The organism is Proluteimonas luteida, from assembly GCF_021191695.1.
GTDB lineage: Bacteria > Pseudomonadota > Gammaproteobacteria > Xanthomonadales > Xanthomonadaceae > Luteimonas > Luteimonas luteida.
The window spans coordinates 38,836-64,303 of record NZ_JAIWPT010000014.1 but is presented as its reverse complement, the minus strand read 5'-3'; the positions used below and the strand labels follow the sequence as shown (position 1 = coordinate 64,303).

The 25,468-nt window shown below is 71.5% G+C and carries 18 protein-coding genes and 2 pseudogenes; 7 read left to right on the top strand and 13 right to left on the bottom strand.

Translation table 11 applies throughout. From position 1 onward, the window contains the following. The first annotated feature begins 18 nt into the window (after positions 1-18). Entirely contained in the window at positions 19-1,128 is a 1,110-nt protein-coding gene (locus LDO26_RS13080; protein ID WP_232131536.1) for an S-(hydroxymethyl)glutathione dehydrogenase/class III alcohol dehydrogenase, read from the top strand. Between the two features lie 118 nt (positions 1,129-1,246). Beyond that, positions 1,247-2,080: an S-formylglutathione hydrolase gene (fghA, locus tag LDO26_RS13075; RefSeq protein WP_232131584.1), complete on the top strand. Its 834-nt coding sequence runs from the start codon at positions 1,247-1,249 to the stop codon at positions 2,078-2,080. Positions 2,081-2,131: 51 nt separating this feature from the next. On the opposite strand, the gene LDO26_RS13070 is transcribed toward fghA, so the two are convergent. The 5 genes and pseudogenes from LDO26_RS13070 to LDO26_RS13050 all read right to left on the bottom strand — a co-directional run. Next, positions 2,132-3,175: an exonuclease/endonuclease/phosphatase family protein gene (locus tag LDO26_RS13070; protein WP_232131535.1), complete on the bottom strand. Its 1,044-nt coding sequence runs from the start codon at positions 3,173-3,175 to the stop codon at positions 2,132-2,134. A 104-nt stretch (positions 3,176-3,279) separates the two neighbouring features. After that, positions 3,280-4,464, bottom strand: a complete 1,185-nt coding sequence (locus LDO26_RS13065; protein WP_232131534.1) for a hypothetical protein — start codon at positions 4,462-4,464, stop codon at positions 3,280-3,282. Between the two features lie 455 nt (positions 4,465-4,919). After that, positions 4,920-5,261, bottom strand: a complete 342-nt coding sequence (locus LDO26_RS13060; RefSeq protein WP_232131533.1) for a hypothetical protein — start codon at positions 5,259-5,261, stop codon at positions 4,920-4,922. 72 nt (positions 5,262-5,333) lie between these two features. Then, on the bottom strand, positions 5,334-6,275 hold the full coding sequence (locus LDO26_RS13055) for a DegV family protein (RefSeq protein ID WP_232131532.1): 942 nt from the start codon (positions 6,273-6,275) through the stop codon (positions 5,334-5,336). Between the two features lie 140 nt (positions 6,276-6,415). Beyond that, a pseudogene (locus LDO26_RS13050) lies at positions 6,416-6,778 on the bottom strand (acyltransferase family protein); the annotation flags it as partial. 136 nt (positions 6,779-6,914) lie between these two features. Between LDO26_RS13050 and LDO26_RS13045 the strand changes: the two are divergent. Next, the gene (locus LDO26_RS13045; protein WP_232131531.1) at positions 6,915-7,760 is read left to right on the top strand and encodes an AAA family ATPase; all 846 of its coding nucleotides are present in this window, start codon (positions 6,915-6,917) and stop codon (positions 7,758-7,760) included. Positions 7,761-7,777: 17 nt separating this feature from the next. Continuing rightward, the gene (locus LDO26_RS13040) at positions 7,778-8,956 is read left to right on the top strand and encodes a vWA domain-containing protein (protein ID WP_232131530.1); all 1,179 of its coding nucleotides are present in this window, start codon (positions 7,778-7,780) and stop codon (positions 8,954-8,956) included. An 85-nt stretch (positions 8,957-9,041) separates the two neighbouring features. On the opposite strand, the gene yjjJ is transcribed toward LDO26_RS13040, so the two are convergent. From yjjJ to LDO26_RS13015, 5 genes are all read right to left on the bottom strand, one after another. Beyond that, positions 9,042-10,436, bottom strand: a complete 1,395-nt coding sequence (gene yjjJ / locus LDO26_RS13035) for a type II toxin-antitoxin system HipA family toxin YjjJ (protein ID WP_232131529.1) — start codon at positions 10,434-10,436, stop codon at positions 9,042-9,044. Between the two features lie 189 nt (positions 10,437-10,625). Further along, entirely contained in the window at positions 10,626-11,270 is a 645-nt protein-coding gene (locus LDO26_RS13030) for a TetR/AcrR family transcriptional regulator (RefSeq protein ID WP_232131528.1), read from the bottom strand. After that, the gene (locus LDO26_RS13025; protein WP_232131527.1) at positions 11,270-13,717 is read right to left on the bottom strand and encodes a membrane-bound PQQ-dependent dehydrogenase, glucose/quinate/shikimate family; all 2,448 of its coding nucleotides are present in this window, start codon (positions 13,715-13,717) and stop codon (positions 11,270-11,272) included. The genes LDO26_RS13030 and LDO26_RS13025 overlap by 1 nt, the downstream gene beginning before the upstream one ends. 404 nt (positions 13,718-14,121) lie before the next feature. Continuing rightward, entirely contained in the window at positions 14,122-16,476 is a 2,355-nt protein-coding gene (locus tag LDO26_RS13020; protein ID WP_232131526.1) for a Tex family protein, read from the bottom strand. A 127-nt stretch (positions 16,477-16,603) separates the two neighbouring features. Further along, positions 16,604-16,972 carry a putative signal transducing protein gene (locus tag LDO26_RS13015; protein WP_232131525.1) on the bottom strand — a complete coding sequence of 123 codons (369 nt, stop codon included), beginning with the start codon at positions 16,970-16,972 and terminating at the stop codon, positions 16,604-16,606. A 44-nt stretch (positions 16,973-17,016) separates the two neighbouring features. Here LDO26_RS13015 and LDO26_RS13010 point away from each other — a divergent pair, with 44 nt between their 5' ends. Continuing rightward, entirely contained in the window at positions 17,017-18,369 is a 1,353-nt protein-coding gene (locus LDO26_RS13010) for a sialidase family protein (protein WP_232131524.1), read from the top strand. Positions 18,370-18,486: 117 nt separating this feature from the next. Here the strand turns inward: LDO26_RS13010 and LDO26_RS13005 are convergent, their stop codons facing one another. The 3 genes from LDO26_RS13005 to LDO26_RS12995 form a co-directional block, all read right to left on the bottom strand. Continuing rightward, entirely contained in the window at positions 18,487-21,588 is a 3,102-nt protein-coding gene (locus LDO26_RS13005; RefSeq protein ID WP_232131523.1) for a TonB-dependent receptor, read from the bottom strand. A 121-nt stretch (positions 21,589-21,709) separates the two neighbouring features. Beyond that, complete coding sequence (locus tag LDO26_RS13000; RefSeq protein ID WP_232131522.1) at positions 21,710-22,801, bottom strand: FecR family protein; 1,092 nt, start codon at positions 22,799-22,801, stop codon at positions 21,710-21,712. After that, a complete protein-coding gene (locus LDO26_RS12995) occupies positions 22,779-23,369 on the bottom strand; it encodes an RNA polymerase sigma factor (protein WP_232131521.1) in 591 nt (196 codons plus the stop codon). The genes LDO26_RS13000 and LDO26_RS12995 overlap by 23 nt, the downstream gene beginning before the upstream one ends. Before the next feature lie 80 nt (positions 23,370-23,449). On the opposite strand from LDO26_RS12995, the pseudogene LDO26_RS12990 reads away from it, so the two are divergent. Together LDO26_RS12990 and LDO26_RS12985 are read left to right on the top strand one after the other, a co-directional pair. Next, positions 23,450-24,235, top strand: a pseudogene (locus LDO26_RS12990) (cyanophycinase); the annotation flags it as partial. Positions 24,236-24,460: 225 nt separating this feature from the next. Next, positions 24,461-25,456 carry an isoaspartyl peptidase/L-asparaginase family protein gene (locus LDO26_RS12985; protein WP_232131583.1) on the top strand — a complete coding sequence of 332 codons (996 nt, stop codon included), beginning with the start codon at positions 24,461-24,463 and terminating at the stop codon, positions 25,454-25,456. The last annotated feature ends 12 nt before the right edge of the window (positions 25,457-25,468 follow it).

Genomic DNA, 25,468 nt, shown 5'->3' with positions numbered 1-25,468 from the left:
CACCCTGGAGACATTCACATGAAATCACGTGCCGCCGTCGCCTTCGCCGCGGGCGAACTGCTCAGGATCGTCGAGATCGACGTTGCCCCGCCGAAGGCCGGCGAGGTGCTGGTGAAGATCACCCACACCGGCGTCTGCCATACCGACGCGTTCACCCTTTCAGGCGATGATCCCGAGGGACTTTTCCCGGCGGTGCTGGGCCACGAGGGCGCGGGCATCGTGGTCGAAGTGGGCGAGGGCGTGACCAGCGTCAAGCCGGGCGACCACGTGATCCCGCTGTACACCGCCGAATGCGGCGAGTGCCTGTTCTGCAAGAGCGGCAAGACCAACCTGTGCGTGGCGGTGCGCGCGACCCAGGGCAAGGGCGTGATGCCCGACGGCACCTCCCGCTTCTCCTACGAGGGCGAGCCGGTCTACCACTACATGGGCTGCTCGACCTTCAGCGAGTACACCGTCGTGGCCGAGGTGTCGCTGGCGAAGATCAACCCCGAGGCCAATCCCGAGCACGTCTGCCTGCTGGGCTGTGGCGTGACCACAGGCATCGGCGCAGTGCACAACACGGCGAAGGTGCAGGCCGGCGATTCGGTTGCGGTGTTCGGGCTCGGCGGCATCGGCCTGGCGGTGATCCAGGGCGCGCGCCAGGCGAAGGCCGGACGCATCTTCGCGATCGACACCAACCCCTCGAAGTTCGCGCTGGCAAAGGAATTCGGCGCGACCGACTGCGTCAACCCGAAGGACTTCGACAAGCCGATCCAGCAGGTGATCGTGGAGATGACCGGCTGGGGCGTGGACCACAGCTTCGAATGCATCGGCAACGTCAACGTGATGCGCGCCGCGCTGGAATGCGCGCACCGCGGCTGGGGTCAAAGCGTGATCATCGGCGTGGCCGGCGCGGGGCAGGAGATCAGCACCCGGCCGTTCCAGCTGGTCACCGGCCGCACCTGGAAGGGCACCGCCTTCGGCGGCGTCAAGGGCCGCTCGCAGCTGCCGGGCATGGTCGAGGACGCGATGAAGGGCGACATCGAACTGGCGCCGTTCGTCACCCACACCATGCCGCTGGATGACATCAACACCGCGTTCGACCTGATGCACGAGGGCAAGTCGATCAGGTCGGTGGTGCATTATTGAAGCGCCGGTATTGGTGATTCGTGATTGGTGATCTGTAAAAGCGAATCGCCGCACGACATCGCCAACGCGCGCAGTCTCCGCCTTTTCCAATCACGAATCACTAATGACTAATCACGGCATTCAACGCATCGAACACCGCGCCTGCTTCGGCGGCTGGCAGGACGTCTACGAACACGGCTCGAACACCCTCGGCTGCGACATGCGCTTCGCCGTGTACCTGCCGCCGCAGGCGGAAGACCGCAGGCTGCCGGTGCTGTACTGGCTGTCGGGGCTGACCTGCAACGAGCAGAACTTCATCACCAAGGCCGGCGCGCAGCGCTACGCCGCCGAGCATGGGGTGATCCTGGTCGCGCCCGACACCAGTCCGCGCGGCGACGACGTGCCCGATGCCGACGGCTACGACCTCGGCAAGGACGCCGGCTTCTACGTCAACGCGACCACGCTGCCGTGGGCGCGCCACTACCGCATGTACGACTACGTGGTCGACGAACTTCCGGCGCTGGTCGAGGCCGGTTTCCCGGTCACCGATGCGCGCGCGATCAGCGGCCATTCGATGGGCGGGCACGGCGCGCTGGTGATCGCGTTGCGCAATCCGGGACGCTATCGCAGCGTGTCGGCGTTCGCGCCGATCGTCGCGCCGACGCAGGTGCCGTGGGGGGAGAAGGCGTTCGCGACCTATCTCGGTCCCGACCGCGACGCCTGGAAGGCCTACGATGCGACCGCGCTGGTCGCGTCGGCGCAGGAGAAGCTGCCGCTGCTGATCGACCAGGGCGACGCCGACGAGTTCCTGGACGGCCAGCTCAGGCCGTGGCTGCTGCAGGAGGCCGCCGAGCGGGCCGGCCATCCGGTCTACCTGCGCATGCAGCCCGGCTACGACCACAGCTACTACTTCATCGCCAGCTTCATCGGCGAGCACGTCGCCCACCACGCGCGGGCGCTGCACGCCGATTGAGCGGCGGACCCGCGGGATTGCGCCACAACCGCCGCGGCGGCCGCGGCGCCGTCAGTAGTACAGCAGGAACGACGATGCGCGGTCGTTCATGTTCTTGCCGACGTTGGACGTGCTGGCATCGAGGGTCAAAGCGCGGCCGCTGCCGTCGGCGTTCTGCCGCAGTTCCAGCGCGGCGCCGTCCGACACCCGCACGCTGGAGACGCTGTCGTTGATGTCGCCGTGCCGGACGCCGCTGTCGTCGACGCCGGTGCCGAAGCCGCCGTTGCCGAAGCCCAGTGCCCAGGCGGTGCCGTTGTAGCCGGCATCCCGGTAGGCGACCGCGCCCTTGCCGTTGTCGCCGTGGAGATCGGCGTCGAGGTTGCGTGCATTGCCGTCGGCATCGGAGGTGACGGCGATGGTCGAGGACAGCATCTGGTGGCGGTAGCCGTCGCCGTTGGGTGCCGGCGCGGCGACGCGGTTCTCCACCAGTTCGGTGCGGTGCCCGGTGCCGCGGGACGCGATGTGATCGATGCCGCCCATGCCCTGGTCGCGGGCGTCCTGGCCGGCGCCGGCAACGGTGTCGTGGCCGTGGTCGCCGTAGAGTTCGGACGGCAGGCCCTGGTTGTGGTCGCCGATGTCGATGCGGGCGGCGATGGCGAAGTCGTCCATGATGGCGTCGGCCCGGGCTTCCAGGTCGGTGAACTGGCGGGTGCGGTAGCCGCCCTCGTTCGTGGTCTCGGCATGCAGGTTGGACACCAGCAGCGCGGCGCCGGTGTCGTTGTCGCGCAGCACGACGAGGTTGGTGGCGCGCGTCTCGTCCTTGCGGCCGAAGCTCTCGTCGATGCGGGTCTCCGCATGCAGCAGGTCGAAGCGTTCCGCGTCCCAGAAGATCGGGTTGCCGTTCTGCGGCCCCATGTAGCCGTTGCGCCCGTGCGCGATCATCTCGCCGGCCACGCGCGCGCCGGCGTCGCGGTGCCGGCCGGGGTCGCCGGTTTCCTGGAAGCCGATGATGTCGCTGACGTCGGCGAGATCGCCGATGCGGTCCAGGGCATCGTCACCGCCGCGCGCGCTGTAGCTGTTGAATGACGAGATGGTGTAGTTCGAAGAGATGCTCATGCCGTCTCCGGAAGCGTGGGGGCAGCCCGGGCCGATGCCGATGGCCGGATGCGTTCGGGCCGGCGCGCCGGAAGGCCTGCCCGCGCATTGGCGGGCCGGCAGGTTCAGTAGTAGCGCAACGCGAGCGGCGCCGGTGTTTCGGGGATGGTGGCCGGTGTGCTGCTGGCCGCGGTGGCGTACGCGGCATCGAACGCCGCCGGCGAAACAGGCGTGCCGGGCACGGTCGCGGGCACGAAGGCCGGCGAACCGGACGCCGTTGCAGCGGGCGTGGTTGTCGCAGCTGGCGTTGCCGGTGTCGTCGCGGCCGGCGCCTGCGGACGCAGGCCCTGATAGACCTCGATGCCCTGGCCCAGCAGGCCGGTGCCGGCGGTGATCAGGCTGGCGGGCGTGGCGGTGCCGTTGGCGATCGACGAGGCGCTGTCGATCACCGTGCCCGCGGCGCCCAGCCCGGTGCTGACGGCCTGCGCGGCGGGATGCGGGATGAGTCCGGCGACGCTGCCCAGGCCGCCCAGGATCGGCGACAGGTAGGTGTCGCGGATGTGGTCCCAGTTGTCGATGTTGGTGCCGTCGGCGCGCACCTGCTTGTCGTCGGTGCTGGGCAGGCGGCCATTGAGCTGTTGCAGGTAGTCCAGGCCGTGCTTGCAGATGTCCTGCAGCACCCCGGCCTCGGTGCCGTGGCGCGCATGGCCGTCCTTGGTGAAGCCGTCGATCTTGCCGTTGCCCTGCAGCTCGACCGAGCGCGGCTGCCCGTCGGCCTGGGTCAGCGACTTGATGTTGGTCAGCAGCGCCGCGGCCTGGAAGGCCTGGTCGGCGTCGTTGTACATGTCGCCGCCGACGAAGTCGTTGAGCTTGTCGCGGATCCCGCTCTGGTTGCCGAGCTGCTTGAGCACCGGGTTGTCGTCGATGATCTCCTGCGCGCTGCGGTTGTCGCCCGGTGGGCGCGCGGTGTCCGTGGTGGCGAGGTACTGGGTGTAGGGGGTCATCGTCGCGTCGGCGGTGACGTGGTTGCCCGACACCAGCGGGGTCATGCCGGACGTGCCGCCGGCGAGCGGGCTGGCGTAGGCACTTGGCGCAGCCTGCGAGAACGGGTCGACATAGGCGCTGGGCGCGCCGGGCGCGAAGGGATTGGCGTAGGCGCTGGGCAGCCCACCCGGGATCGCCTGCACCTGGCCCGGATACGCACCGGCGCCGGCAAGGCCCGGGGCCGGATTCCCGGACGCGTAGGCCTGGGCCGGGAACTGCGAGGCCGGGAATGCGGTGCCGAGCTGCTGGGTGTCGACGATGTTCATGGGAGGCTCCAGTGGGGAAGGGCGTTGCGTGCGTGCCGGACGCCGGGTCCGCGATGCGGATCGGGATCGCCCCGTCCGTCGCGGCGGCTTCGTCGTCCGGCCTGGAATCCACGCTAGTCCCGCCGTCCGGGCCCGGCTACTGGGGCGTGTCCGGATTGAGCTGCCGGCACCGATGTGCCAATTTGACGCGTACCCGGGCCGCAGCATCGGGACGTGACGCCGGTCCGCCGCGCGCTGCGACGCGCGCCGCCAAGCCGCTGTGCGGCCACGAAGCATTCATGTTCCCGGCGCCGTGCCGGACGCCGCTGCCGGCGGCGGTGGCCGCATCGAGACGGCCCTGTCCGGCCATGCACTGGACGCCGCCGGTGCGGTGCGCATCGGCATCGGGCGATCCGATTGCCCGTGATCGGCCGTCGGAGCGGCCGTGTTTCCGGGAGGAGGTTTCCGGGGCCCCGTCAGCCGGCGCGCACGTCGCGGATTTCCCAGGCGTTGCCGGCCAGCAGTTGCAGTCGATGCTTGAGTACGGCGCTGGAGATCGACGTCGTGACTTCCAGATCGATGTCGAGATCGCGCTGGCTGCCCACCACCTGCGCGGACGGGTCGGTCACGCCGAGCGCGGGGTCCACGTCGTCCGGATCCGGCTGGCGGTCGCGCCAGCGCACGAACAGTGCGTCGGTGCGCAACGCCGCCTGCAGCTCCGCGGCAATGCCGTCGGGGCCCTGCGAGGTCAGGGCATAGTCGCCCGATGCGCGCGCCCTGGCGGCGTCGGTGATGCGGATCAGGTAGCGGGTGCTCATGCGGACTCGTCGTCGGTAGGAGGCCGACAGCGTAGCAACCGGCGTCGTTAGAAATCCGTCACGGGCAATCCGTCAGGAGAACGGCTGCGGCGGCGCGGCGAAGCCCACGGTCAGCGAACCGGCGCCGACATTGACCATGCCGGTCATGCTCATCACCGTCTCGAAGCGCTCGACGTTGTGCTCGGCGCAGGCCGCGACCAGCGCGTCGTAGCCGGGCAGCTGGCGCATCTCGTCGAGTTCGCCGCCGTAGCTCAGGCACACGGTCGGGGTCAGCAGTCCGGCGCGGACGCGCCCGGCGGTGAACGCGAACAGTTTCTCGGCGGCCGGCGCGAAACCGCGGACCTTGCCGACCGGGCCGGTCTCGCCGCGATGGCAGTGGAGGATCGGCTTGATGTCGAGCGCGCCGCCGATCAGCGCCGACAGCAGGCTGACGCTGCGGTCGCCGCGATGCTTGATGCGCGCGCGCAGGTAGCCTAGGTCGCGCGGCACCATGTAGGCGTAGCTGCGCTCGGCCAGGAACTCCAGCCGGCTGCGGATCTCCGGCGCGGTCGCGCCGGCGTCGCGCAGGCGTACCGCCTCCACCGGCAGGATGCCCTGGCCGGCGAATACCTGCTGCGTGTCGACGATGCGCAGCGCGAACGGCGTGGTGTGCCCGGCCTGCATGCGTACCGGCTTGTACTCGCCCAGGATGCCGAAGCTGGCCTGGGTCGCGTTCTCGTGGATCTGGCTCCGGTTGCGGGTGACGGTGATGCAGAACACATAGTCGTAGTCGATGACCAGCTGTTCCAGGAACAGCGCCTCGATCTGCTCGGCCCCGAACGCCGCGGTCTCCGCGGTATGGCCGCGCTCGGCGACATGCGCGTCGACGAACGCCAGCGTCTCGCGTGCATCGCGCAGGTCGACGAACGTCGAGTCGCCGATGCGCACGGTGACCGGCAGCAGCTTGACGTCGTGCGCCTGCAGCCAGTCCGGCGGCAGGTCGCAGGCCGAGTCGACGACGATTCCGATACGCATGGGGGCCTCCGTGACCAGTGAAGACGACGCGTCCGTGCGCCGGGACCGGCGCGGATCGCAGGCGGGCGACGCAGCGCCCGCGCGCAACTTTACGCGATCGGCGCCGGCTGGCCGCAATTGGCTGCGGTGCACGGCGGCGGTCAGCGCACCACCTGCGCGATCGCAGTCGGCTTGCGCCGGGGCGCCGCCGGCCTTGCCGGCAGGCCGAACAGCGGCCGCAGCCAGCGCGTGCGCCGGATCACCAGTTCGTGCAGCAGCAGGCAGCCGGCCACCGTGATGCCGAGCACCAGCAGCGGCTCCCATACCGGCCCCAGGCCCAGCGGGATCAGCCAGAACGCGGCCAGCACGATCAGGCTCTGGTGCAGGATGTACCACGGGTACACGGCCTCGGTGGCGTAGCGCAGGCCCGGCCATGGCCGGTTCAAGGCGTGGGATCCCCAGGCCAGCAGCGACAGCAGCGCGCTCCACCAGTACAGCGCGTGGGCGCAGGTCGCGACGGCACCGTGGTGCCCTGCAGCCGGCGCCACCGCGAACAGCTGCGCGGCGTGGTCGGCGCGGCTTCGTCCCCGGGGTCGTGACGCAACCGCCGCCGCGCCGGCGGCTGCTACGCTTGGCGTCCCCCGTCACCACCGTCATTCCATGGCCTTCGAAGGTACCTCGCGCTACGTCGCCACGCCCGAACTGATGCAGGCGGTCGACGCCGCCATCGCCCTGCAGCGGCCGCTGCTGATCAAGGGCGAGCCGGGCACCGGCAAGACCCTGCTGGCCGAGGAAGTGGCCGCCGCGCTCGACGCGCCGCTGCTGACCTGGCACGTCAAATCGACCACCAAGGCCCAGCACGGCCTGTACGAGTACGACGCGGTCAGCCGCCTGCGCGATTCGCAGCTGGGCGACCCGCGGGTCAACGACATCGGCCACTACATCCGCCGCGGCAAGCTGTGGGAGGCGTTCGAGAGCGAACGGCGCGCGGTGCTGCTGATCGACGAGATCGACAAGGCCGACATCGAGTTCCCCAACGACCTGCTGCACGAACTCGACCGCATGGCCTTCGACGTGCACGAGACCGGCCAGACGGTGCGCGCGACGCAGCGGCCGGTCATCGTCATCACCTCCAACAACGAGAAGGAGCTGCCGGACGCGTTCCTGCGCCGCTGCTTCTTCCACTACATCGCCTTTCCCGATGCCGACACGCTGCGCAGGATCGTCGACGTGCATTTCCCCGACATCGACCGCGCCCTGGTGACCAACGCGCTGGGCGCGTTCTTCGACCTGCGCGAGGTGCCGGGCCTGAAGAAGAAACCGTCGACGTCGGAGCTGATCGACTGGCTGCGCCTGCTGATGGCCGACGAACTGGCCGCGCGCCAACTGGCCACCGCCGAGCCGTCGAAGATGCTGCCGCCGCTGGCCGGCGCGCTGCTGAAGAACGAACAGGACCTGCACCTGCTGGAGCGGCTGGCGTTCCTCGGCCGCCGCCAGGCCCGCTGAGCGCGGGCGACGCGACCGTGTTCCTGCGCCTGTTCCATGCGATGCGTGCCGAACGCGTGCCGGTCACCCCGCGCGAGTGGCTGGACCTGCTGCGCGCGCTGCAGGCCGGCGTCGCAGCGACCACGCCCGATGCGCTGCATGCGCTGGCGCGCACGGTGCTGGTCAAGGACGAGCGCCACTACGACCGATTCGACCGCGCGTTCGGCCGCTATCTGCAGGACGTCGCCGCCGCCTCGCCCGAGGCCCTGCAGGCGGCGATTCCCGACGACTGGTTGCGCGCCGCGTTCGGTCGCGAACTGAGCGAAGAGGACAAGGCGAAGCTGCAGCAGGTCGGTTCGCTGGATGAATTGATGAAACGGTTCGCCGAGCGCCTGTCCGAGCAGCACGGGCGCCACGAAGGCGGCAACCGCTGGATCGGCACCGGCGGCACCAGCCCGTTCGGCAACAGCGGCGTCCACCCCGGCGGCATCCGCGTCGGCGGCGACAGCCGCGGGCGCATGGCGGCCAAGGTCTGGGAGCAGCGCGGTTTCCGCGAACTCGACGGCGATGCGGAGCTGAGCCCGCGCAACCTGAAGATGGCGCTGCGGCGGCTGCGCCGGTTCGCGCGCGAGGGCGCGGCCGAGGAACTCGACCTCGACGGCACCATCGCCGCGACCGCGCGCGAGGGCGGCCTGCTCGACGTGCGCATGCGCCCGGAGCGGCGCAACGCCGTCAGCGTCGTGCTGCTGCTCGACGTCGGCGGCTCGATGGACGACCACGTGCACGCGGCCGAGGCCCTGTTCGGCGCCGCGCGCGCGGAGTTCAAGCGCCTCGAGCACTTCTATTTCCACAACTTCCTCTACGACGCGGTCTGGCGCGGCGCGCGCTTCGACCCGGCGGGCCGGGTGCCGACCTGGGACCTGCTGCACCGCTACCGCGCGGACCACCGCATCGTCATCGTCGGCGACGCGGCGATGCATCCCTGGGAAATCTCCCAGCCCGGCGGCGCGGTCGACACCTGGAACGAGGAGCCGGGCGCGGTCTGGTTCCAGCGCCTGTCCGCACGGTTCCCGCACCTGGTCTGGATCAACCCGCTGCCGCGCGAGCGCTGGGACTGGACGCCGTCGATCGCGATGGTGCGCGGCCTGGTCGAGGACCGCATGTTCCCGCTGACCCCGGACGGCATCGCCGCGGCGATGCAGCGGCTGACGCGCTGAGGGCAGGTGCGTCGGTGACGGGCGGCGCCGGCCGAACCTAAGACATCGTGGCGCAAGGGAATGCGCGCGAGGTTGCGCGCCGGCATCAGAACCGTGCCGTCATCTCCCGGATATCGCGCTCGATGCGCTGTGCGAATTGCCTGACGTCGGCCTCCACGGCGTCGAGTCGCTGCACCTGTCGCCAGAAATCGCAGGCGGCATGCGCCGCCCAGCGCCATGCGTCGACTTGGCCGGCGGGCGGGATCGGCACGGCGTAATCGCGGATCGCCACATGGCCCTGCGCGCCGGGACGCAGCCACATCGGCAGCATGTCGTAGGCCGGCGCGGCCCGTAGTGGCAGCGTGTCGGTCAGCACCAGTCCGGCATTGCCCAGGTGCATGTCGCTGTTGGCGATCAGCGCGCCGAACCAGTGCAGGCGCGACAACTGCGTGGCGGTTCCGGCATCGATCCAGCCGTCGGCCTCCAGTCGCCTGGCCAACTGCCACCACGGCAGCGATGCCTCGGCGAAGAATGCGGTGGCGATCGCCGACAGCGACACGAAGCCGCGCCGGCCGAGCACGTCGTCGCTGCGGTCGAAACGGCGCGATTCGAGGAAGACCTGCCCGTCGGCTTCGACCAATGCCGCCTGCGCGGCAGGCAGGCCGTGCGCGCTCAGCACCTGGCCCGCCAGCGCTTCGCAACGCAGCAGGCTGGCCCAGCGTCGCGCGGCGGCGCTGCTGCCGGCGATGCTGAACTTGACGATGGCCGCGTGGCGTCGGTCGCCCGCCTCGATGGTCGCGGTGAACTTGGCCTGCTCCCCACCCGGCGAGGAACCGGGCGGCTCGCCCTGCAGCACGTCGTCGGCCATGCGCGGATAGCGCACGGCGCGCTCGGCCATGGTCACGCGGTCGGGCGGATCCAGGCGTTCGCGCAATGCGCGTTCCAGCGCCGCATCGCCGAGGATCAGGTCGCCGGTCTGGGCGGAACCGCCATGCAGCAGCGCGGTGATGACATGGCCGGAATCCCAGCGCGCCAGGTCGCCGGGCAGCCGCAATGCATCCGCCATCCGGTGTGCATAGGTGCGGCCGAGGAAGCCGTTCGGACGCAGGTCGTCAAGAAACCATGGCACGTCGGGATAGATGCCCTGTTCGAAGGGCGGATGCAGCAGGCTGGCCGGCGGCAGGCTGGCCGGATGCGCCTCGCTGACGAACGCGAATTCACCACGGTCCAGCGCCAGCAGCATGCCCAGCGGTTGCACGCGCGCGTCGGCATCGAGCCTGTACAGCGGCCATTGCCATTCGCCGCGGATCGCGCGCGCAAGTGCGTACTGCGTGGCCCTGGCCTTGCCCAGACGGACCACGCCCGGCGTGGCAGCCACCGCGCGCGCCAAGGTCGGCCGGCTGATACCCAGTGCGGTCAGCAGGGTCGACGACGATTGACGGCCCTGATGCCGGAGACGGGCAAGCAGGGCATCGGCGGTCGGGACGGAGCCTGCGTGCATGGCAATACCCGAGGTGTAACGATTCCTGAAACGAATCTAGCAGATAGATCTATCTTAATCCACTGATTTTAATGATAAATTTTTCATGCATCCTGGATTAGTAGTCATTCAATGTAACGATTTTTGGAACATCGGGCCGACGGCAGGCGCCGCCCGGGTCCGTTACGCGGCCTGTCCCGCCAGCCGAGGTCAAGCCTTGGGCGCGACCAGCTGCCGGGCCGCGGTCACGATCGCCTCGATCCGCGCGGCGACGCGGTCGCGGTCGATCGCGTGGCCGAGGATCACGGTCTCGATGGTCAGGTGGGCCAGCAGGCTGTCGAACAGCAGCTCGGCCAGGGTGCCGTGCGGGATCGTTGCGGGCGTATCGCCGGTCGCACGCGCGTGGCGGTCGAGCAGGCGCGTGAGCAGGCGGTGCCAGACCTGCGGGCCGTGCCGGTACCAGGCCTCGCCGACGCCGGGCACGCCGGCACCGGCCACGACCAGCCGGTAGAACTCGACATGCCGCGGCGAGCCGACCACGTCGACCAGTTCCAGCAGGATCGCGCGCAGCGCATCGTCGAAACCGGGATGCTCGATGTCCAGCGTCGCCAGCCGGGCCAGGAATTCGTCGCACAGGTGGGCGATGCAGGCCGCGAACAGCGTCTGCTTGTCGCCGAAATTGCGGTACAGCGTGGCCTTGGAACCGCCGGCCGCGGCGACGACGGCATCCATCGAGGTGCCGTCGTAGCCGTTGGCGAGAAAGTGCTCGCAGGCCACCTGCAGCAGCCGCGCCCGCCGGACCCGGCCCCGCGCCGTCGAAGGCGGGGGATCGGTACGCAGCGGGGGCTGGGCCATTACTCTGCCGGGCGGGTCGCGGGGAGCGCGTACGCTATCACGTAGTCGCCGCGGTCCGGCGACTGGCGCGCCCCGCCGGCGGCGATCACCACGTACTGGCGGCCGGTCTTCGGCGAGACGTAGCTCATCGGCGTGGCCTGCGCGCCGACCGGCAGCCGGCCCTTCCACAGCTCGTCGCCGCTGGCGATGTCGAGTGCGCGCAGGTAGTAGTCCTGGGTGCCAGCATAGAACGCCAGGCCGCCGGCGGTGACCACGCCGCCGCCGAGCGTCGGCATGCCGACCTCGGCCGGAAAGCCGGGACGGATGCCATGCAGCTTGACGTCCCTGACCGAACCCGCCGGCCGCTCCCACAGCAGTTTGCGCGCCTGCAGGTCGATCGCCGCGAACACGCCCCACGGCGGTGCGTGGCAGGGCACGCCGAGCGGCGAGTTGAACGCGCGGTGGTCGATGACGAACGGGGTGCCGTCCATCGGGTAGGTGCTGCCGACGCCGTGGCCGGAGGTCAGCGCGGCGACGTCCACGTCCTCGCGCGGCTGCAGCTGGACCACCTGCGGCATGCGGATGTCGTTGAGGAACAGCGTGCCGGTGCGTTCCTCGACCGCGGCGCTGCCCCAGTTGAAGCCGCCGTAGTAGCCGGGGTAGATCAGCGTCGGGGTCAGGCTGGGCGCGGTGAACTCGCCGTGATAGTTGAGCTGGCGGAACGCGATGCGGCAGTACAGCTGGTCGAAGAACGTCGCGCCCCACATGTCGCGCTCGGTCAGCGGGTCGGCGCCCAGCGCCGGCATGCCGGTCGAGTAGGGCTGGGTCGGTGCGACCCAGTCGCCGGCCGCCACGTCCTGCGGCGCCGGCTTCTCCTCCACGTTGGCCAGCGGGGTGCCGTCGCGGCGGTCGAGCAGGAAGATCTGCCCGCGCTTGGTCAGCTGCACCAGCGCCGGGGTGGTCCCGCCGTCGCCGTCGGGCAGGTCCACCAGCGCCGGCTGCGCGGGCACGTCGTAGTCCCAGATGTCGTGGTGCACGGTCTGGAAGGTCCAGCGCTCGCGGCCGGTGGCGATGTCCAGCGCGACCACCGAGCTGGAGTACTTCTCGGTCAGCGGCGGGCGCACGCCGCCCCAGAAGTCGGGCTGCTGGTTGCCGGTGGGCAGGTAGACCAGGCCCAGCTCTGCATCGAACGCCGGGGTCGACCAGACGTTCGGGGTCGAGCGGGTATAGGTTTCGCCGTCGGGCGGCAGCTTGGTGATCGCCGGGTTGCCCAGGTCCCAGGCCCAGATCAGCGCGCCGGTGTCGGCGCTGAAGGCGCGGACCACGCCCGAGGGCTCGTCGGTGGAACGGCCGTCGAAGGTCCAGCCGCCGAGGATGATCAGGTTGTGGACCACGGTCGGGGCCGAGGTCAGGTAGTACCAGTAGACGTTGGGCTCGATGTCGCCCATGCCGACCGACAGGTCCACCGTGCCGCCGTTGCCGAAATCGGCGCAGGGCACGCCGGTGGCGGCGTCGAGCTGGATCAGGCGCGCGTCGATGGTGGTCATGACGATGCGCGCGGCGCAGGTGGCCGGCGCGGCCGATGTCGCGGCTGCGTCCGCGCGGGCCGCGCGGAACTCGGCATCCTCGGCGAAGGCGTAGGGCGCGGCGACCTCGCCCGGCGCGTAGTAGCCCAGGCCGCGGCAGCGGTTCCAGGTGCGGGTCTCGGCCGGTTTGGCGTCGTAGCGCCAGCGTTCCTCGCCGGTATCCACGTCCAGCGCGTAGACCTTGTTCTCCGGCGTGCAGGTGTAGAGCAGCTCGCCGACCTGCAGCGGGGTGTTCTGCTGTTCGGATGCGCCTTCGGCGAACTCGCCGGTGCGGTAGGTCCAGGCGACTTCGAGACCGGCCACGTTGTCGCGGTCGATCTGGGCGATGTCGACGTAGCGGGTGCCGGCCGGCGAGTTGCCGTAATGCTGCCAGCGCTCGGGCGAGGCGGTGACCTGCGCACCGGCGATCGGCTGCAGCGTGGCGTCGTTGCGGATCACCCCGTGCGGGCGGGTCATCGACCACAGGCCGACCACCGTGCCCAGCGCCAGCACGCCGGCCAGCGACCAGCTCGGGCCCTTGCCGCGGCCGCCACGCAGGCAGGGCTGCAGCAGCGCGGCGAAGAACGCCAGCACCAGGAACGGCGCCAGCCGCGGCACCAGCGGCCAGAACCGGGCACCGACTTCCCACAGCGACCAAAGCACGGTCGCCACGGTGGTGGCGGCCAGCAGCCAGGTCGCGACCGGCGCACGGCGGAAGTAGAAGAACCCGCTCACCGCCAGCGCCAGGCCGGCCAGCAGGTAGTACCAGGAGCCGCCCAGGGTGATCAGGTAGAGACCGCCGCCCAGCAGCGGCAGTCCGATCAGGATCAGCGCGGCGCCGAACAGGCGCAGCGGCCAATGGCCGGAACCGGCGCGCTCGGGCGCCGCGGAAACAGTGTTCATGTCGTCGGATCTCGGAAAAGGGGGCGCGACCACCGGAGAGCCTCGGGCGCGACGGCTGCCGGCTCGCGGGGCTGCCGGAATATAATACTGTACCGTTCAGTACGTTTGTGGGCCGGGTGATCAGACCCACGAACAGCAGGAGCGGCCCATGGCGCGACCGGCGTTTCGCGGCCATGGGCCGCTCCGACGATCCGTATTGGATTCGGTTCCTATCCGATTCCCGGGATTCGCCTGTCGTAGGTCGGGGCAACGCCCCCGACGCCGGGACGCCCGGCCAGCTCGCGTCGACGGATGCCCCGATACCTTGCGAATCCGGACGCCGTGCGCGTCGGCCGCGTGGGGCCGACCTACGCAACGCGCGCGTCTTTCCCGGATTTGGGCGAAGCGCCCGAAACTCGCGCGGCTCAGCGCCCGCGCGCGCGGGCGAAGGCGTCGGCCAGGGCGTTGTTGGCCGGCGGCGCGGACGCTGCCGGCTTGCCGCCGCCAGCCGGGCGACTGCCGCGAGGCCCGCCGGGACCGCGCGCGCCGCCACGGTCGTTGCCGCGCGCGTCGCGCGCCGGCTTCTCGCCGGGCATGTCGTCGAGCCGCCGGGTCAGGGCGATGCGCTTACGCGCCACGTCGACCTCCAGCACCTTGACCTTGACGATGTCGCCCGCCTTGACCACGTCGCGCGGGTCCTTGACGAAGGTGTCGGCCAGCGCCGAGATGTGCACCAGGCCGTCCTGGTGCACGCCGATGTCGACGAACGCGCCGAACGCGGCGACGTTGCTGACCACGCCCTCGAGGATCATGCCGACCTGCAGGTCCTTGATGTCCTCGACGCCGTCGGCGAACTGCGCGGCCTTGAACTCCGGGCGCGGGTCGCGGCCGGGCTTCTCCAGTTCCCTGAGGATGTCGCGCACCGTCGGCACGCCGAAGCGCTCGTCGGTGAACTGCTCGGGCCGGAGCGAACGCACGAAGGCGCCGTCGCCGACGATCTGCTTCACGTCGCGGCCGCTGCTGCCTGCGATGCGCTCGACCACCGGGTAGGCCTCCGGGTGCACCGAGGATGCGTCCAGCGGCTCGTCGCCGTCGGCGATGCGCAAAAAGCCCGCGCATTGCTCGAAGGTCTTCTCGCCCAGGCGCGGGACCTTCAGCAGATCCTTGCGGCGCTTGAACGGGCCGTTCGCGTCGCGGTGCACGACGATGTTCTCGGCGACGCCCGCCGATAGGCCCGCCACCCGGGCCAGCAGCGCGCCGGAGGCGGTATTGACGAACACGCCGACCGCGTTGACGCAGTCCTCGACCCGCGCATCGAGCGCGCGCGCCAGCCGGTACTGGTCGACGTCGTGCTGGTACTGGCCCACGCCGATCGCCTTGGGCTCGATCTTGACCAGTTCGGCCAGCGGGTCCTGCAGCCGGCGCGCGATCGACACCGCGCCGCGCAGCGACACGTCGAGGCCGGGGAACTCCTTCGCGGCCAGTTCCGAGGCCGAATACACCGACGCGCCGGCCTCGCTGACGACGATCTTCTGGATCCTGCGTTCCGGCAGCAGCTTGAGCAGGTCGGCCGCAAGCTTGTCGGTCTCGCGCGAGGCAGTGCCGTTGCCGATGGCGATCAGTTCCACGCCGTGCTGCAGGCACAGTGCGCGCAGCGCGTGCAGCGACGGGTCCCACTGGCGGCGCGGCTCGTGCGGGTAGATGGTGTCGGTGGCGACCAGCTTGCCGGTCGCATCGACCACCGCGACCTTGCAGCCGGTGCGGATGCCCGGGTCGAGGCCCAGCACGACCTTCGGCCCCGCCGGCGCGGCCAGCAGCAGGTCCTTGAGGTTGTCGCCGAACACGGTGATCGCCTCGGCCTCGGCCTTCTCGCGCGCCTGCGCGAACAGGTCGATCATCAGGTGCAGGTGCAGCTTCGCCCGCCAGGTCAGGCGGCAGGCGTTGCGCAGCCAGGCGTCGGCGGCGCGTCCGCGGTCGGCGATGCCGGCGTGCAGGGCGATGCGGCCTTCGGCGTAGGCGTTGCCCTGCTCGACGTCGGCGCCGGGGTCGAGCTCCAGGGTCAGGAATTCCTCGCGGCGGCCCCGGAACAGGGCCAGCAGGCGGTGCGAGGGAATCCTCGCCAGCGGCTCGGCATGGTCGAAGTAGTCGCGGAACTTCTCGCCCGCGGCTTCCTTGCCTTCGACCACCTTCGCCCGGATCACGCCATTGCCTTCGAGCCAGCCACGCAGCTCGCCGAGCAGCGCGGCGTCCTCGCCCCAGCGCTCCATCAGGATCGCGCGCGCGCCTTCCAGCGCGGCCCTGGCGTCGGCGACGCCTTTCTCCGTATCGACGAAACCGGCGGCGAATTCCTCGGGAACGCGCGTCGGGTCTTCCAGCAGGCCGTCGGCCAGAGGTTCCAGCCCGGCCTCGCGCGCGATCTGCGCGCGCGTGCGGCGCTTGGGCTTGTACGGCAGGTACAGGTCCTCCAGCCGCGCCTTGCTGTCGGCGGCCGCGATGTCGGCGCGCAGCGCGTCGGTCAGCTTGCCCTGCTCGTCGATGCTCGACAGGATCGCCGCGCGGCGGTCCTCGAGCTCGCGCAGGTAGGTCAGGCGCACTTCGAGGTTGCGCAGCTGGGTGTCGTCGAGTCCGCCGGTGACTTCCTTGCGGTAGCGCGCGATGAACGGCACGGTCGCGCCCTCGTCGAGCAGTGCGATCGCGGCGACCGCCTGCGCGGGCTGGGCGCCGATCTCGGCGGCGATGGTCTCGGCGATCCTGCGTGCCAGTGCTGCGTCGTTGTGCATCGTGTCCAGTCGAGTCGCGGCCGGAATGCCGCGCGCGGATTGTCGCCGCCGGGTCCGGCCAGCGGAACCCGTTGACAAGCCGCGCCGCAGCGCACAGGCAGCGCCGTTGCCGGGATCGTGCGGGCCGTCAGTCGCTTGGCGGGCGCCGCCGCCATGGCAGCGGGATCGCGAACAGCATCAGCGCGACGTAGGCGAGCCGGCTCGACCAGCTCTCGCGGTTCGGCGCGACGTCCGCGTCCGTGGCCGGGTCGTCGTCGGCCTCGTCGGCCGGCAGGCGGAACTCGCCGGCATCGAGCCGCCGGATGACCTCGCGCGCATGCGCCAGCTGGTCGTCGCGGACGTGCAGCTTCACGCCGCCGATCGCCAGCCGCCATTCCCAGTTCGCCAGCGCCATGTGCTGGTCGCCCAGGTGCACGTCGATGCCCTCGGCCTGCAGCAGGCCGGCGGCGATCTGGGCCTCGAGGGGATCGGCATAGCGGGCGACGATGACGGTCATGGCGGATCGCGTGGCGGAACCTGCGGACAGGGTAACCTTCGTCCATGGATCCGACCGTCGACACCGCACGCCGCCGTCCCGTCCGCCGCCTGGCGGCCCTCGCCTGCGCCTCGCTGCTGCTGGCCGCTGCCGGCTGCGGCCGCGATGCCGGCGACACCGGCGCCGCGCCGGTCGCCGCCCGCGCCACGGCCACGCCCGAAGCGGCGAGCCAGCTGCTCGACTGGGCGCTGCCCGCGGTCGAGGCCGGATCGGCGACGCCCGACCTGTCGCGCGCGCCGGACGGCAGCCTGCTGCTGGGCTGGATCAACTCGCGCCAGGGCCGCCGCCACGTGTTCCAGTTCTCGCGCTTCGACCCCGCGCAGCAGCGCTGGCGTACCGCGCCGGCGACGATCGCGATCGGCAACCGCATGTTCGTCAACTGGGCCGACACGCCGCACATGGCGGCGACGCCCGATGGTGCGCTGTGGGCGCACTGGCTGCAGAAGAGCGGCGATGCCCCGTATGCCTACGACATCGCGCTGGTGCGTTCGCGCGACGGCGGCGCGAACTGGGGCAGTCCGGTGGTGCCGCACGACGACGGCACGCCGACCGAACACGGTTTCGTGTCGATGTGGGCGCAGGGCGGCGACGGCAGCATCGGGCTGGCCTGGCTCGACGGGCGCAACACCGGCGCTGCCACCGGCCACGACGGGCACGATGCCGCGGGTGGCGATCCGCATGGCGGCGGCGGGCCGATGACGCTGCGCGCGGCGGTGTTCGACGCCAACCTGCGCCGCACCGCCGACCACGAGATCGACGCCAGCGTCTGCGACTGCTGCCAGACCGCCGCGGCGGTCACCGCGCGCGGCCCGGTCGTCGTCTACCGGGGCCGCAGCGACGCCGAGATCCGCGACATCCTGCTCACGCGCTTCGACGGTGCCGCATGGACCGCACCCGCCGTCGTCCATGCCGACAACTGGACGATGCCGGCCTGCCCGGTCAACGGCCCGGACGTCGCCGCCGACGGCGACGCGCTCCTGGTCGGCTGGTACAGCGCGCCGGCCGGCACGCCGCTCGTGCAACTGGCGCGCAGCGACGACGCCGGCGACGCGTTCGCCGCGCCGGTCGTGCTCGACAGCGGCGAGGCCGTGCAGGGGCGGGTCGCGGTGGCGCTCGACGCGCAGCAGGCCTGGGCGCTGTGGCTGCGCGAGGAGGCCGGCGTGCAGACATTGTGGCTGTCGCGCCGCAGCCCGGACCTGGCCACCGAGTACGAGCGCATCGAGGTCGCCACGCTGCAGGGCCGCGGCCGCGCGACCGGGTTCCCGCAGCTGCAGGTCGTCGATGGCCAGGGCTACGTGGTCTGGACCGACGTCGTCGACGGCGCGCCGCAGCTGCGCGGCGCGCGGATCGTGCGCTGAGCGCAGGCGACGCAGTCTTCTCCAGCGGTCTTCCGGAACGGAATTCCCGCAGCCGCGCCTGCAGTGCGGCGATACCGCCGGAAGCCGGCGGCACGGCCTGCCGTCCGGCCCGGAACGCTACAGCGCCGCACCGCCGAACTTGTGGGTGTACTGCAGGTAGAAGCTGCGGCCCTCGGTGTCGAACCAGGCGATGTCGTAGTACGGATAGCCGGTGTAGGTCGCGTCGTAGGGCGGCATCTTGTCGAACAGGTTGACCACCGACAGCGACAGCCTGGCGTGGTCGTTGAAGCGGTACTGGACGTTGGCGTTGTAGCGGTAGGTGGCCGGCAGCCAGGGGTCGGTGCCGTCGTCGGGCGACCAGATCTCGTAGTAGGAATCGTCGTTGGGCAGCCGCCCCAGGCGCCGGCCCTGGATCGAGGCCGACCAGTCGGCGTTCTCCCACGACACGCGCAGGCTGGACTTGGTGCGCGGGATGTCGTGGCCGCTGTTGATCGCGAACGCATCCTCGGTCGCGACGTCGGCGTAGGGCTGGATCTCGTGGGTGCGCACCCAGGTGTGGCCGGCGGCGAGGCGGAAGGTGCCGATGCCGGTCTCCCAGCGCAGGTTGGCGCTGGCGTCGATGCCGTTGGTGCGTTCGCGGGCGATGTTGATCGGGTCGACGTGCACGCCGTACAGGCTGCCGTCGGCCAGGCGGGTGACCCGGCCGACCATGTCGATGCAGGTCTCGGATGCGGGATCGGCGGTGCCGAGGCGGCAGTCGCGTTCCCAGCGCATCACCTCGTCCACGCGCAGGTCCTGCACCTGGTCGCGCATGTCGATGCTGAAGTAGTCGACCGCGACGTCGAACCACGGGACCGGCGACCACACCGTGCCGGCGGTCCATGAATCGCTGGTCTCCGGGTTCAGCTCGCGGTTGCCGGCGCGGCTGCGGATGATGCCCTCGCGGCTGTAGCTGCAGTCGTCGATGGACTCGCCCGGTTCCTCGGTCGCGCAGCGGTAGTAGTCGTCGACGCTGGTCTCGTCGTTGCCGGGACCGGCGAACACGTAGTGCAGGTCCGGCGCGCGGAACGCGGTGCCGTAGGAGCCGCGCACCAGCAGGCTGTCGAGCGGCCGCCATTCCACGCCGGTGCTCCAGGTGAAGCGGCCCGGGTCGCGGCCGGCGAAGCGGTACTGGTCGTAGCGGCCGGCGGCACTGAGGTTCAGCGTCTCGTGCAGCGGCATCCGCAGTTCGCCGGCCAGTGCCCAGCGGTTGCGGCTGCCTTTGCCGTCGGAGTCCTTCCAGCTGTAGTAGTAGTACTCCGTCGCCAGCGGGTCCGGGCGCAGGTCGTAGGACTGGTGGCCGAGCTCGGCGGTCGCGGCGAAGCCGGCCGCGCCGCCGGGCAGGGTGAACAGCTCGCCCTGGGTCAGGGTCAGGGCCAGGGTCTGGCTCTCGGACTGCGGGTGGTAGGTGGTGCGGGCGAAGATGCTGTCGTATTCGGCGCGGGTCAGCGGCGTGTACAGGCGCGCGTGCGGGGCGTCGAAGATCGGGTAGGCGACGCCGCGGAAGACGTGCTCGCCCGGCAGCTGCTCGCCGAGGAACAGCGCATTGGCGCGCGCGGCGACGATCTGTGGCCAGCTGATCTCGGCCTTGTACTGCGAATGGCCCAGCGCCAGCTCGTAGTCCCAGTCGCCGGGCAGGGTACCGGTCAGTCCGGTGGTGACGCCGAAGGTCTTCTGCACCGTCTCGACCATGCCGGTGCCGAGGCCGCCCATCTCCTCGCGGGTGAACTGGCGTTGCCAGTACTCGATCTGGTCGGTCGCCTGGTTGAAGAAATAGCCTTCCTCGTTGCCGTCGGCGGTCATCAGCGACCAGCTGCGCGGCCCGCGGAACATCGACACCTCGTGGCGGCCCAGCTGCACGTCGGCGAACCACTCGCTGCCGCCGTCGAAGCGGTACTGCATCGACGCGTAGGCGTTGAGGCCGTCGCGCCTGCTGATCACCGAGCGGTAGGCCACCGAGCGGTCGCTGCCGCAGTAGTAGCCGTAGCGGTTGCGGTAGGCGTGCTGCACGCTGCCTTCGTTGAGATGGCCCAGCGCCGCGCAGGTGTCCGCGCCCGGGTCGATGTAGTCGTCCCACCAGTCGGTGACCAGGAACGTGCGCGAGGGCAGCCGGGAGTTGGTGGTCGGCGCATCGAACGTGGAGTCCTGCTGCGCGCGCTCGTAGCCCCACAGCGGGTCCTGGCGGCGGTATTCGAGCCCGCCGACGATGTTGAACGCGCCGCGCGACAGGCCGCTGGACAGGTTGAGCCGGTGCGACTGCGCATCGCCGCGTTCGGTCTGGCCGTAGCGGTAGTCGACGGTGGTGCCGTCGGCCTGGCGCTTGAGGATGAAGTTGACCACGCCGGCGATCGCGTCCGAGCCGTAGATCGCCGAGGCGCTGCCGGTCAGCACCTCGATGCGCTCGATCATGCCCAGCGGCAGGCTGGAGATGTCGGTGAAGTTGCTGCGCCCGCCGAACGGCAGCGGGAAGTCGGCGATGCGGCGGCCGTTGACCAGCACCAGGGTGTGGTTGGGGCCGAGCGCGCGCAGGTCCACCTGCTGGGCGCCGGGCGAGAAATCCGAGCCGCCGGCCGACTGCTCGCTCTGGGTCTGGCCACCGTTCTGGGTCAGCGACTGCATCACGTCGGGCACGCTGGTGAAGCCGCCGGCGGCGATGTCCTGCGCGGTCATCACGGTGATCGGCGCCGGGCCTTCGACCTGGGCGCGCGGGATGCGCGAGCCGGTGACCTGCAGGGTCTGCAGTTCGGTGACCGGTGCGGGTTCCGCGGCCGGCGGCGGCGCCGCCGCCGGCCGTGCCACCGGCGTCGTCGCACCGGCCTGCGCCAGCACCGGCCGCTGCACGATGACCACGGCGTTGTCGCCGTCGTGGCGCGCGTCGAATCCGGTGCCGCGCAGCAGTTGCGCCAGCGCCTCGCGCGGCGGCAGCCGGCCCTGCACGCCGGCGGTGCGCACGCCGCGCAGCTGGTCCGCGCGATAGACCAGCTGCACGTCCGCCTGCCGCGCGTAGGCGTCCAGCGCCGTGGCCAGGTCGCCGGCCGGAATCTGCAGGGCATTGCCCTGCAGCGCGCCGGGCTGCGGCGACGCAGCGGCCGGGGAGCGCGGCGCCTGCGCCTGGGCGTGGAGTGCGAGCGAACAGGCAGCGGCCAACAGCGCGGTGCACAGCGGGCGGAGCGGTCTCATGCGGTCTTCCCCTGTGGGCGTGCGGACGACGCCCGTTACAGATTCAAGACGAACGACGCGTGCAAATCCCTCCGTCGCCTGACGTGCCTCTCGATGGCGGCGGCGATGCCGGACCCGACGCTCAGGGCGAATGCAGCACGATCCGGTCCGCCGCGTACTCGGCGCGGACCGGGAATCCCTGTTCGAGCAGGCGTACGAAGCTGTCGGCATTGGCCCAGCGGAAGGTGCCGCCGATCCGCAGTTCGCCGACCTCGGGGTCGGCGATCAGGATCTGGCGCGGGTTGTGCCGGTTGAACTCGGCCGCGGCCTCGCGCAGCGGCGTGTCGCGGAACACCAGCAGGCCGTTGCGCCAGTCGAGCAGTTGCGCGGCCTCGGTCAGCGGCAGCGTGCGCACGCGCACGTCGTCGGGACGGACCACGGCGACGCTGCCGGCCGGCAGCAGCACCGATGGCCGGTGCCCGCCTATGCCGGCGGCCGGCTCCAGCCGCACCGTGCCCTCGGTGACCACCACCCGCAGGCCGCTGTCCTCGCGGCGCACCGAGAACCGCGTGCCGACCGCGACCACCCGGTGCGCGCTGGCCTCGACGACGAACGGGCGCGAAGGATCCCTGGCCGCGTCGAAGATCGCCTCGCCGCGCGCGAGCCCGATCCGGCGCGCACGCCGCGACAGCCGCACGGTGATGTCGCTGTCGCCGGCCAGCGTGGTCTGCGAGCCGTCCGCCAGCGCCAGCGTGCGCACGCTGCCGGGCCGGCTGTCGTAGTGCCGGCTGTCGACCGGCATGCCCGAATGCCAGAACCCGACCGCGGCGATGGCCAGCATGCCGGCCAGCGCCGCTGCCGCGCGGACCGGCGCACGCCGCGGGCGCGACGCGGCGCGCACGGAGGCGCGTGAGGCAAAGCGGACATCGCGCAGGTCCGGACCCGCGGGCGGCGCCGGCGTCTCCGCCGATGGTGATGCCCAGTGGCCGCGCGGCGGTGGCAGCGGCCCGCGCCAGCCCGCGCCCAGCGCCTGCAGGCGGCCGGCCTGGGTCCACGCCGCCTGCAGCCGCAGCAACGCCACCCGGTGGGCGACGTCGGCCGCCAGCCAGGCCTCCAGCGCCGCGTCGTCGTCGGCGTTCCAGTCGCCGCCGTCGCGCCGTGCCAGCCAGTCGGCCGCCGCGCGTTCGACCGCGTCGGCGCCGATGGCCGGGTCAGTCGGTGTGTCGCGTCCCATCGGCCGGCTCCATGTCCATGTCCATGTCCCTGGGCGCGCTGTCCCTGTCCGCCGCGGCGTCGCCGCCCAGCAGTTGCGCCGCCATCAGCCGCATGCCCTTGGCGATCTGCTTCTCCACCGTCTTCTCGCTGATGCCAAGCCGCATCGCGACCTCCTTCTGGGACAGTTCCTCGACCCGGCGCAGCCACACCACCTCGCGGCAGCGGTCCGGCAACCGGTCCAGCGCTTCGGCAAGCCGCATCAGCGCCTGCCGCCCGCCGCACCAGCGTTCCGGCGAGACGTCATCTATGAGGACGTGCGAGTGCTCGAAATCACCCATCGGTTCGATCGACACGACCCGCAGCCGGCGCGCGCGGTCGGCCAGCAGGTGGCGCGCGGTGGTGAACAGGAAGGCGCGCGGCTGTTGCGGCAGCGCCTGTCCGGCGGCGCGGTAGACGCGCGCATAGACCTCCTGGCGCAGGTCGTGCAGTTCGTCGCGATGCGGCCAGTGACGCGCCAGGTAATGCAGCAGCGCCGCCTCGTGCACGAGGATCTCGTGGGTGAACCAGGCATCGAGCGCGGCGGACATCCCTGCACCTTACCGGAACCCGGCGCCGCGCCGGCGATGCTCGACGGGAGGGAAACCACGCCGCCGCTCGTCGTGTGACCATGACGCCCTTGCGGGCAATCCGGGGAAGCGGCGCGATGAAGACGACGGTGTGGCTGGCGATGGTGGTGTGGCTGCTGCTGGGCGCGGTGCCGGGAGATCCGGCGCGGGCGGCCGACGTGCAGCGGCACGTGATCGGCGATCCGCAGGCGCCGACGCCGGGCACGCCGGCGCCGGGCCTGCTGCTGATGGGCGGCGGCGACCGCAACACCGGCGCGCTGCGCTGGTTCCTCGACAAGGCCGGCAACGGCCACGTCGTGGTGCTGCGCGCCTCGTTCGGCGGCGAGATCGGCGAGGAGTTCTACAACGACGTCGGTGGCGTCGCCTCGGTGGAGACCTTCGTGTTCTCCGGTCGCGCCGCCGCCAGCGACCCCGCGGTGCTGGCCAGCCTGGCCAAGGCCGACGGCATCTTCATCGCCGGCGGCGACCAGTCCAACTACGTGCGTTTCTGGAAGGACACGCCGCTGGCTGCGGCGCTGGATGCGCACGTGCGCGCCGGCAAGCCGCTGGGCGGTACCAGTGCCGGGCTGGCGATCCTCGGCGAGTTCCTCTACGGGGCCAGCGACGGCGGCAGCCTGCGCAGCCGCGCGGCGCTGGCCGATCCGCTGGGCCCGGCCAACACCATCGAGCGCGACTTCCTGCACATCGACCTGTTGCGCGGAGTGGTCACCGATACCCACTTCAAGGAGCGCGAGCGCCTCGGCCGGCTGCTGGCCTTCGTCGCCAGGGCCGAGACCCTGGCCGGCGGCCGCGCGCTGCTCGGCCTCGGCGTCGACGAGGACGCGGCGCTGGCGGTCGAGGCCGACGGCAGTGCGCGGATCCACGCCACCCATCCCGACGGTGGGGCCACCGTGGTGCGCGGCGGCTTCGGCGAAGCGCAGCAGGCCGGGCGACCGCTGCAGCTGGCGCGCGTGGACACGACGATCGTCGGCACCGGCTCGGTGCTGCACCTGCCCGACGGGCGGGTCGAGAACCCGGCGGCCAGGCACAGCTACGCGGTCGAGAAGGGCCGGCTGCGGGAACTGGGCGACACCGCCGACCGGCGCGTGGTGCTGGCGATCCACGGCGGCGCCGGGGTCGAGCGCGGCGACCTGTCGGACGCGGAACTGGCCGACGCCCGCGCCGCGCTGGGCGAGGCGCTGCGCGCCGGGCATGCGCGCCTGCAGGCCGGCGCGCCGGCGCTCGATGCGGTGACCGCGGCGATCACCGTGCTCGAGGACGCGCCGATGTTCAACGCCGCGCGCGGGGCGGTGTTCACCCACGACGGCCGCAACGAACTCGACGCCTCGGTGATGACCGGCATCGACGGCCGTGCCGGCGCGGTCGCCGGCGTGCGCCGGGTCCGCAACCCGGTGCTGCTGGCGCGCGCGGTGATGGCGCACTCGCGCCACGTGATGATGGTCGGCGACGGCGCCGAGGCCTTCGCCGCCGAACAGGGCATCGAACTCGTGGACCCGGGGTACTTCCGCACCGAGAAGCGCTGGCAGCAGCTGCAGCGCGCGCTGCGCGCCGAGCAGGAGGCCGGGCGGCAGGCGCGCGCCGGGCACGCGGTCTCGGCGCAGCCGGGCCAGTACTTCGGCACCGTGGGCGCGGTCGCGCTCGACGCAGACGGCACGCTGGCGGCCGGGACCTCGACCGGCGGCATGACCAACAAGCGCTACGGCCGCGTCGGCGATTCGCCGATCATCGGCGCCGGCACTTGGGCCGATGCCGCATGCGCGGTGTCGGGTACCGGCTGGGGCGAGTTCTACATCCGCACCGCGGCCGCGCACGCGATCTGCGCGCGCGTGCGCCTGCGCGGCGAGGACGTCGCCAGCGCCGCCGATGCGGTCATCAACCGCGAGATCCCGGGCATGGGCGGCGACGGCGGCGCGATCGCGATCGACGTGCACGGCCGGGTCGCGTTCCCCTTCAATACCCCGGGCATGTACCGCGGCTGGATCGGCGCCGACGGCGTGCCGCATGTGGCGGTGTTCGACGACGACCCGCTGCCGCTGCCGGAACGCTGAGCGCCGGGGCGC

Excerpts from the sequence above, each read along its gene's own strand:
- LDO26_RS13025 (WP_232131527.1), bottom strand. The coding sequence starts at position 13,717 with ATGAACACTGTTTCCGCGGCGCCCGAGCGCGCCGGTTCCGGCCATTGG.
- yjjJ (WP_232131529.1), bottom strand. The coding sequence starts at position 10,436 with ATGCACGCAGGCTCCGTCCCGACCGCCGATGCCCTGCTTGCCCGTCTC.
- LDO26_RS13070 (WP_232131535.1), bottom strand. The coding sequence starts at position 3,175 with ATGAGCATCTCTTCGAACTACACCATCTCGTCATTCAACAGCTACAGC.
- LDO26_RS13020 (WP_232131526.1), bottom strand. The coding sequence starts at position 16,476 with ATGCACAACGACGCAGCACTGGCACGCAGGATCGCCGAGACCATCGCC.
- LDO26_RS13055 (WP_232131532.1), bottom strand. The coding sequence starts at position 6,275 with ATGCGTATCGGAATCGTCGTCGACTCGGCCTGCGACCTGCCGCCGGAC.
- LDO26_RS13000 (WP_232131522.1), bottom strand. The coding sequence starts at position 22,801 with ATGGGACGCGACACACCGACTGACCCGGCCATCGGCGCCGACGCGGTC.
- LDO26_RS13080 (WP_232131536.1), top strand. The coding sequence starts at position 19 with ATGAAATCACGTGCCGCCGTCGCCTTCGCCGCGGGCGAACTGCTCAGG.
- LDO26_RS13010 (WP_232131524.1), top strand. The coding sequence starts at position 17,017 with ATGGATCCGACCGTCGACACCGCACGCCGCCGTCCCGTCCGCCGCCTG.
- LDO26_RS13045 (WP_232131531.1), top strand. The coding sequence starts at position 6,915 with ATGGCCTTCGAAGGTACCTCGCGCTACGTCGCCACGCCCGAACTGATG.
- LDO26_RS13065 (WP_232131534.1), bottom strand. The coding sequence starts at position 4,464 with ATGAACATCGTCGACACCCAGCAGCTCGGCACCGCATTCCCGGCCTCG.
- LDO26_RS12995 (WP_232131521.1), bottom strand. The coding sequence starts at position 23,369 with ATGTCCGCCGCGCTCGATGCCTGGTTCACCCACGAGATCCTCGTGCAC.
- LDO26_RS13005 (WP_232131523.1), bottom strand. The coding sequence starts at position 21,588 with ATGAGACCGCTCCGCCCGCTGTGCACCGCGCTGTTGGCCGCTGCCTGT.
- LDO26_RS13060 (WP_232131533.1), bottom strand. The coding sequence starts at position 5,261 with ATGAGCACCCGCTACCTGATCCGCATCACCGACGCCGCCAGGGCGCGC.
- LDO26_RS13030 (WP_232131528.1), bottom strand. The coding sequence starts at position 11,270 with ATGGCCCAGCCCCCGCTGCGTACCGATCCCCCGCCTTCGACGGCGCGG.
- LDO26_RS13015 (WP_232131525.1), bottom strand. The coding sequence starts at position 16,972 with ATGACCGTCATCGTCGCCCGCTATGCCGATCCCCTCGAGGCCCAGATC.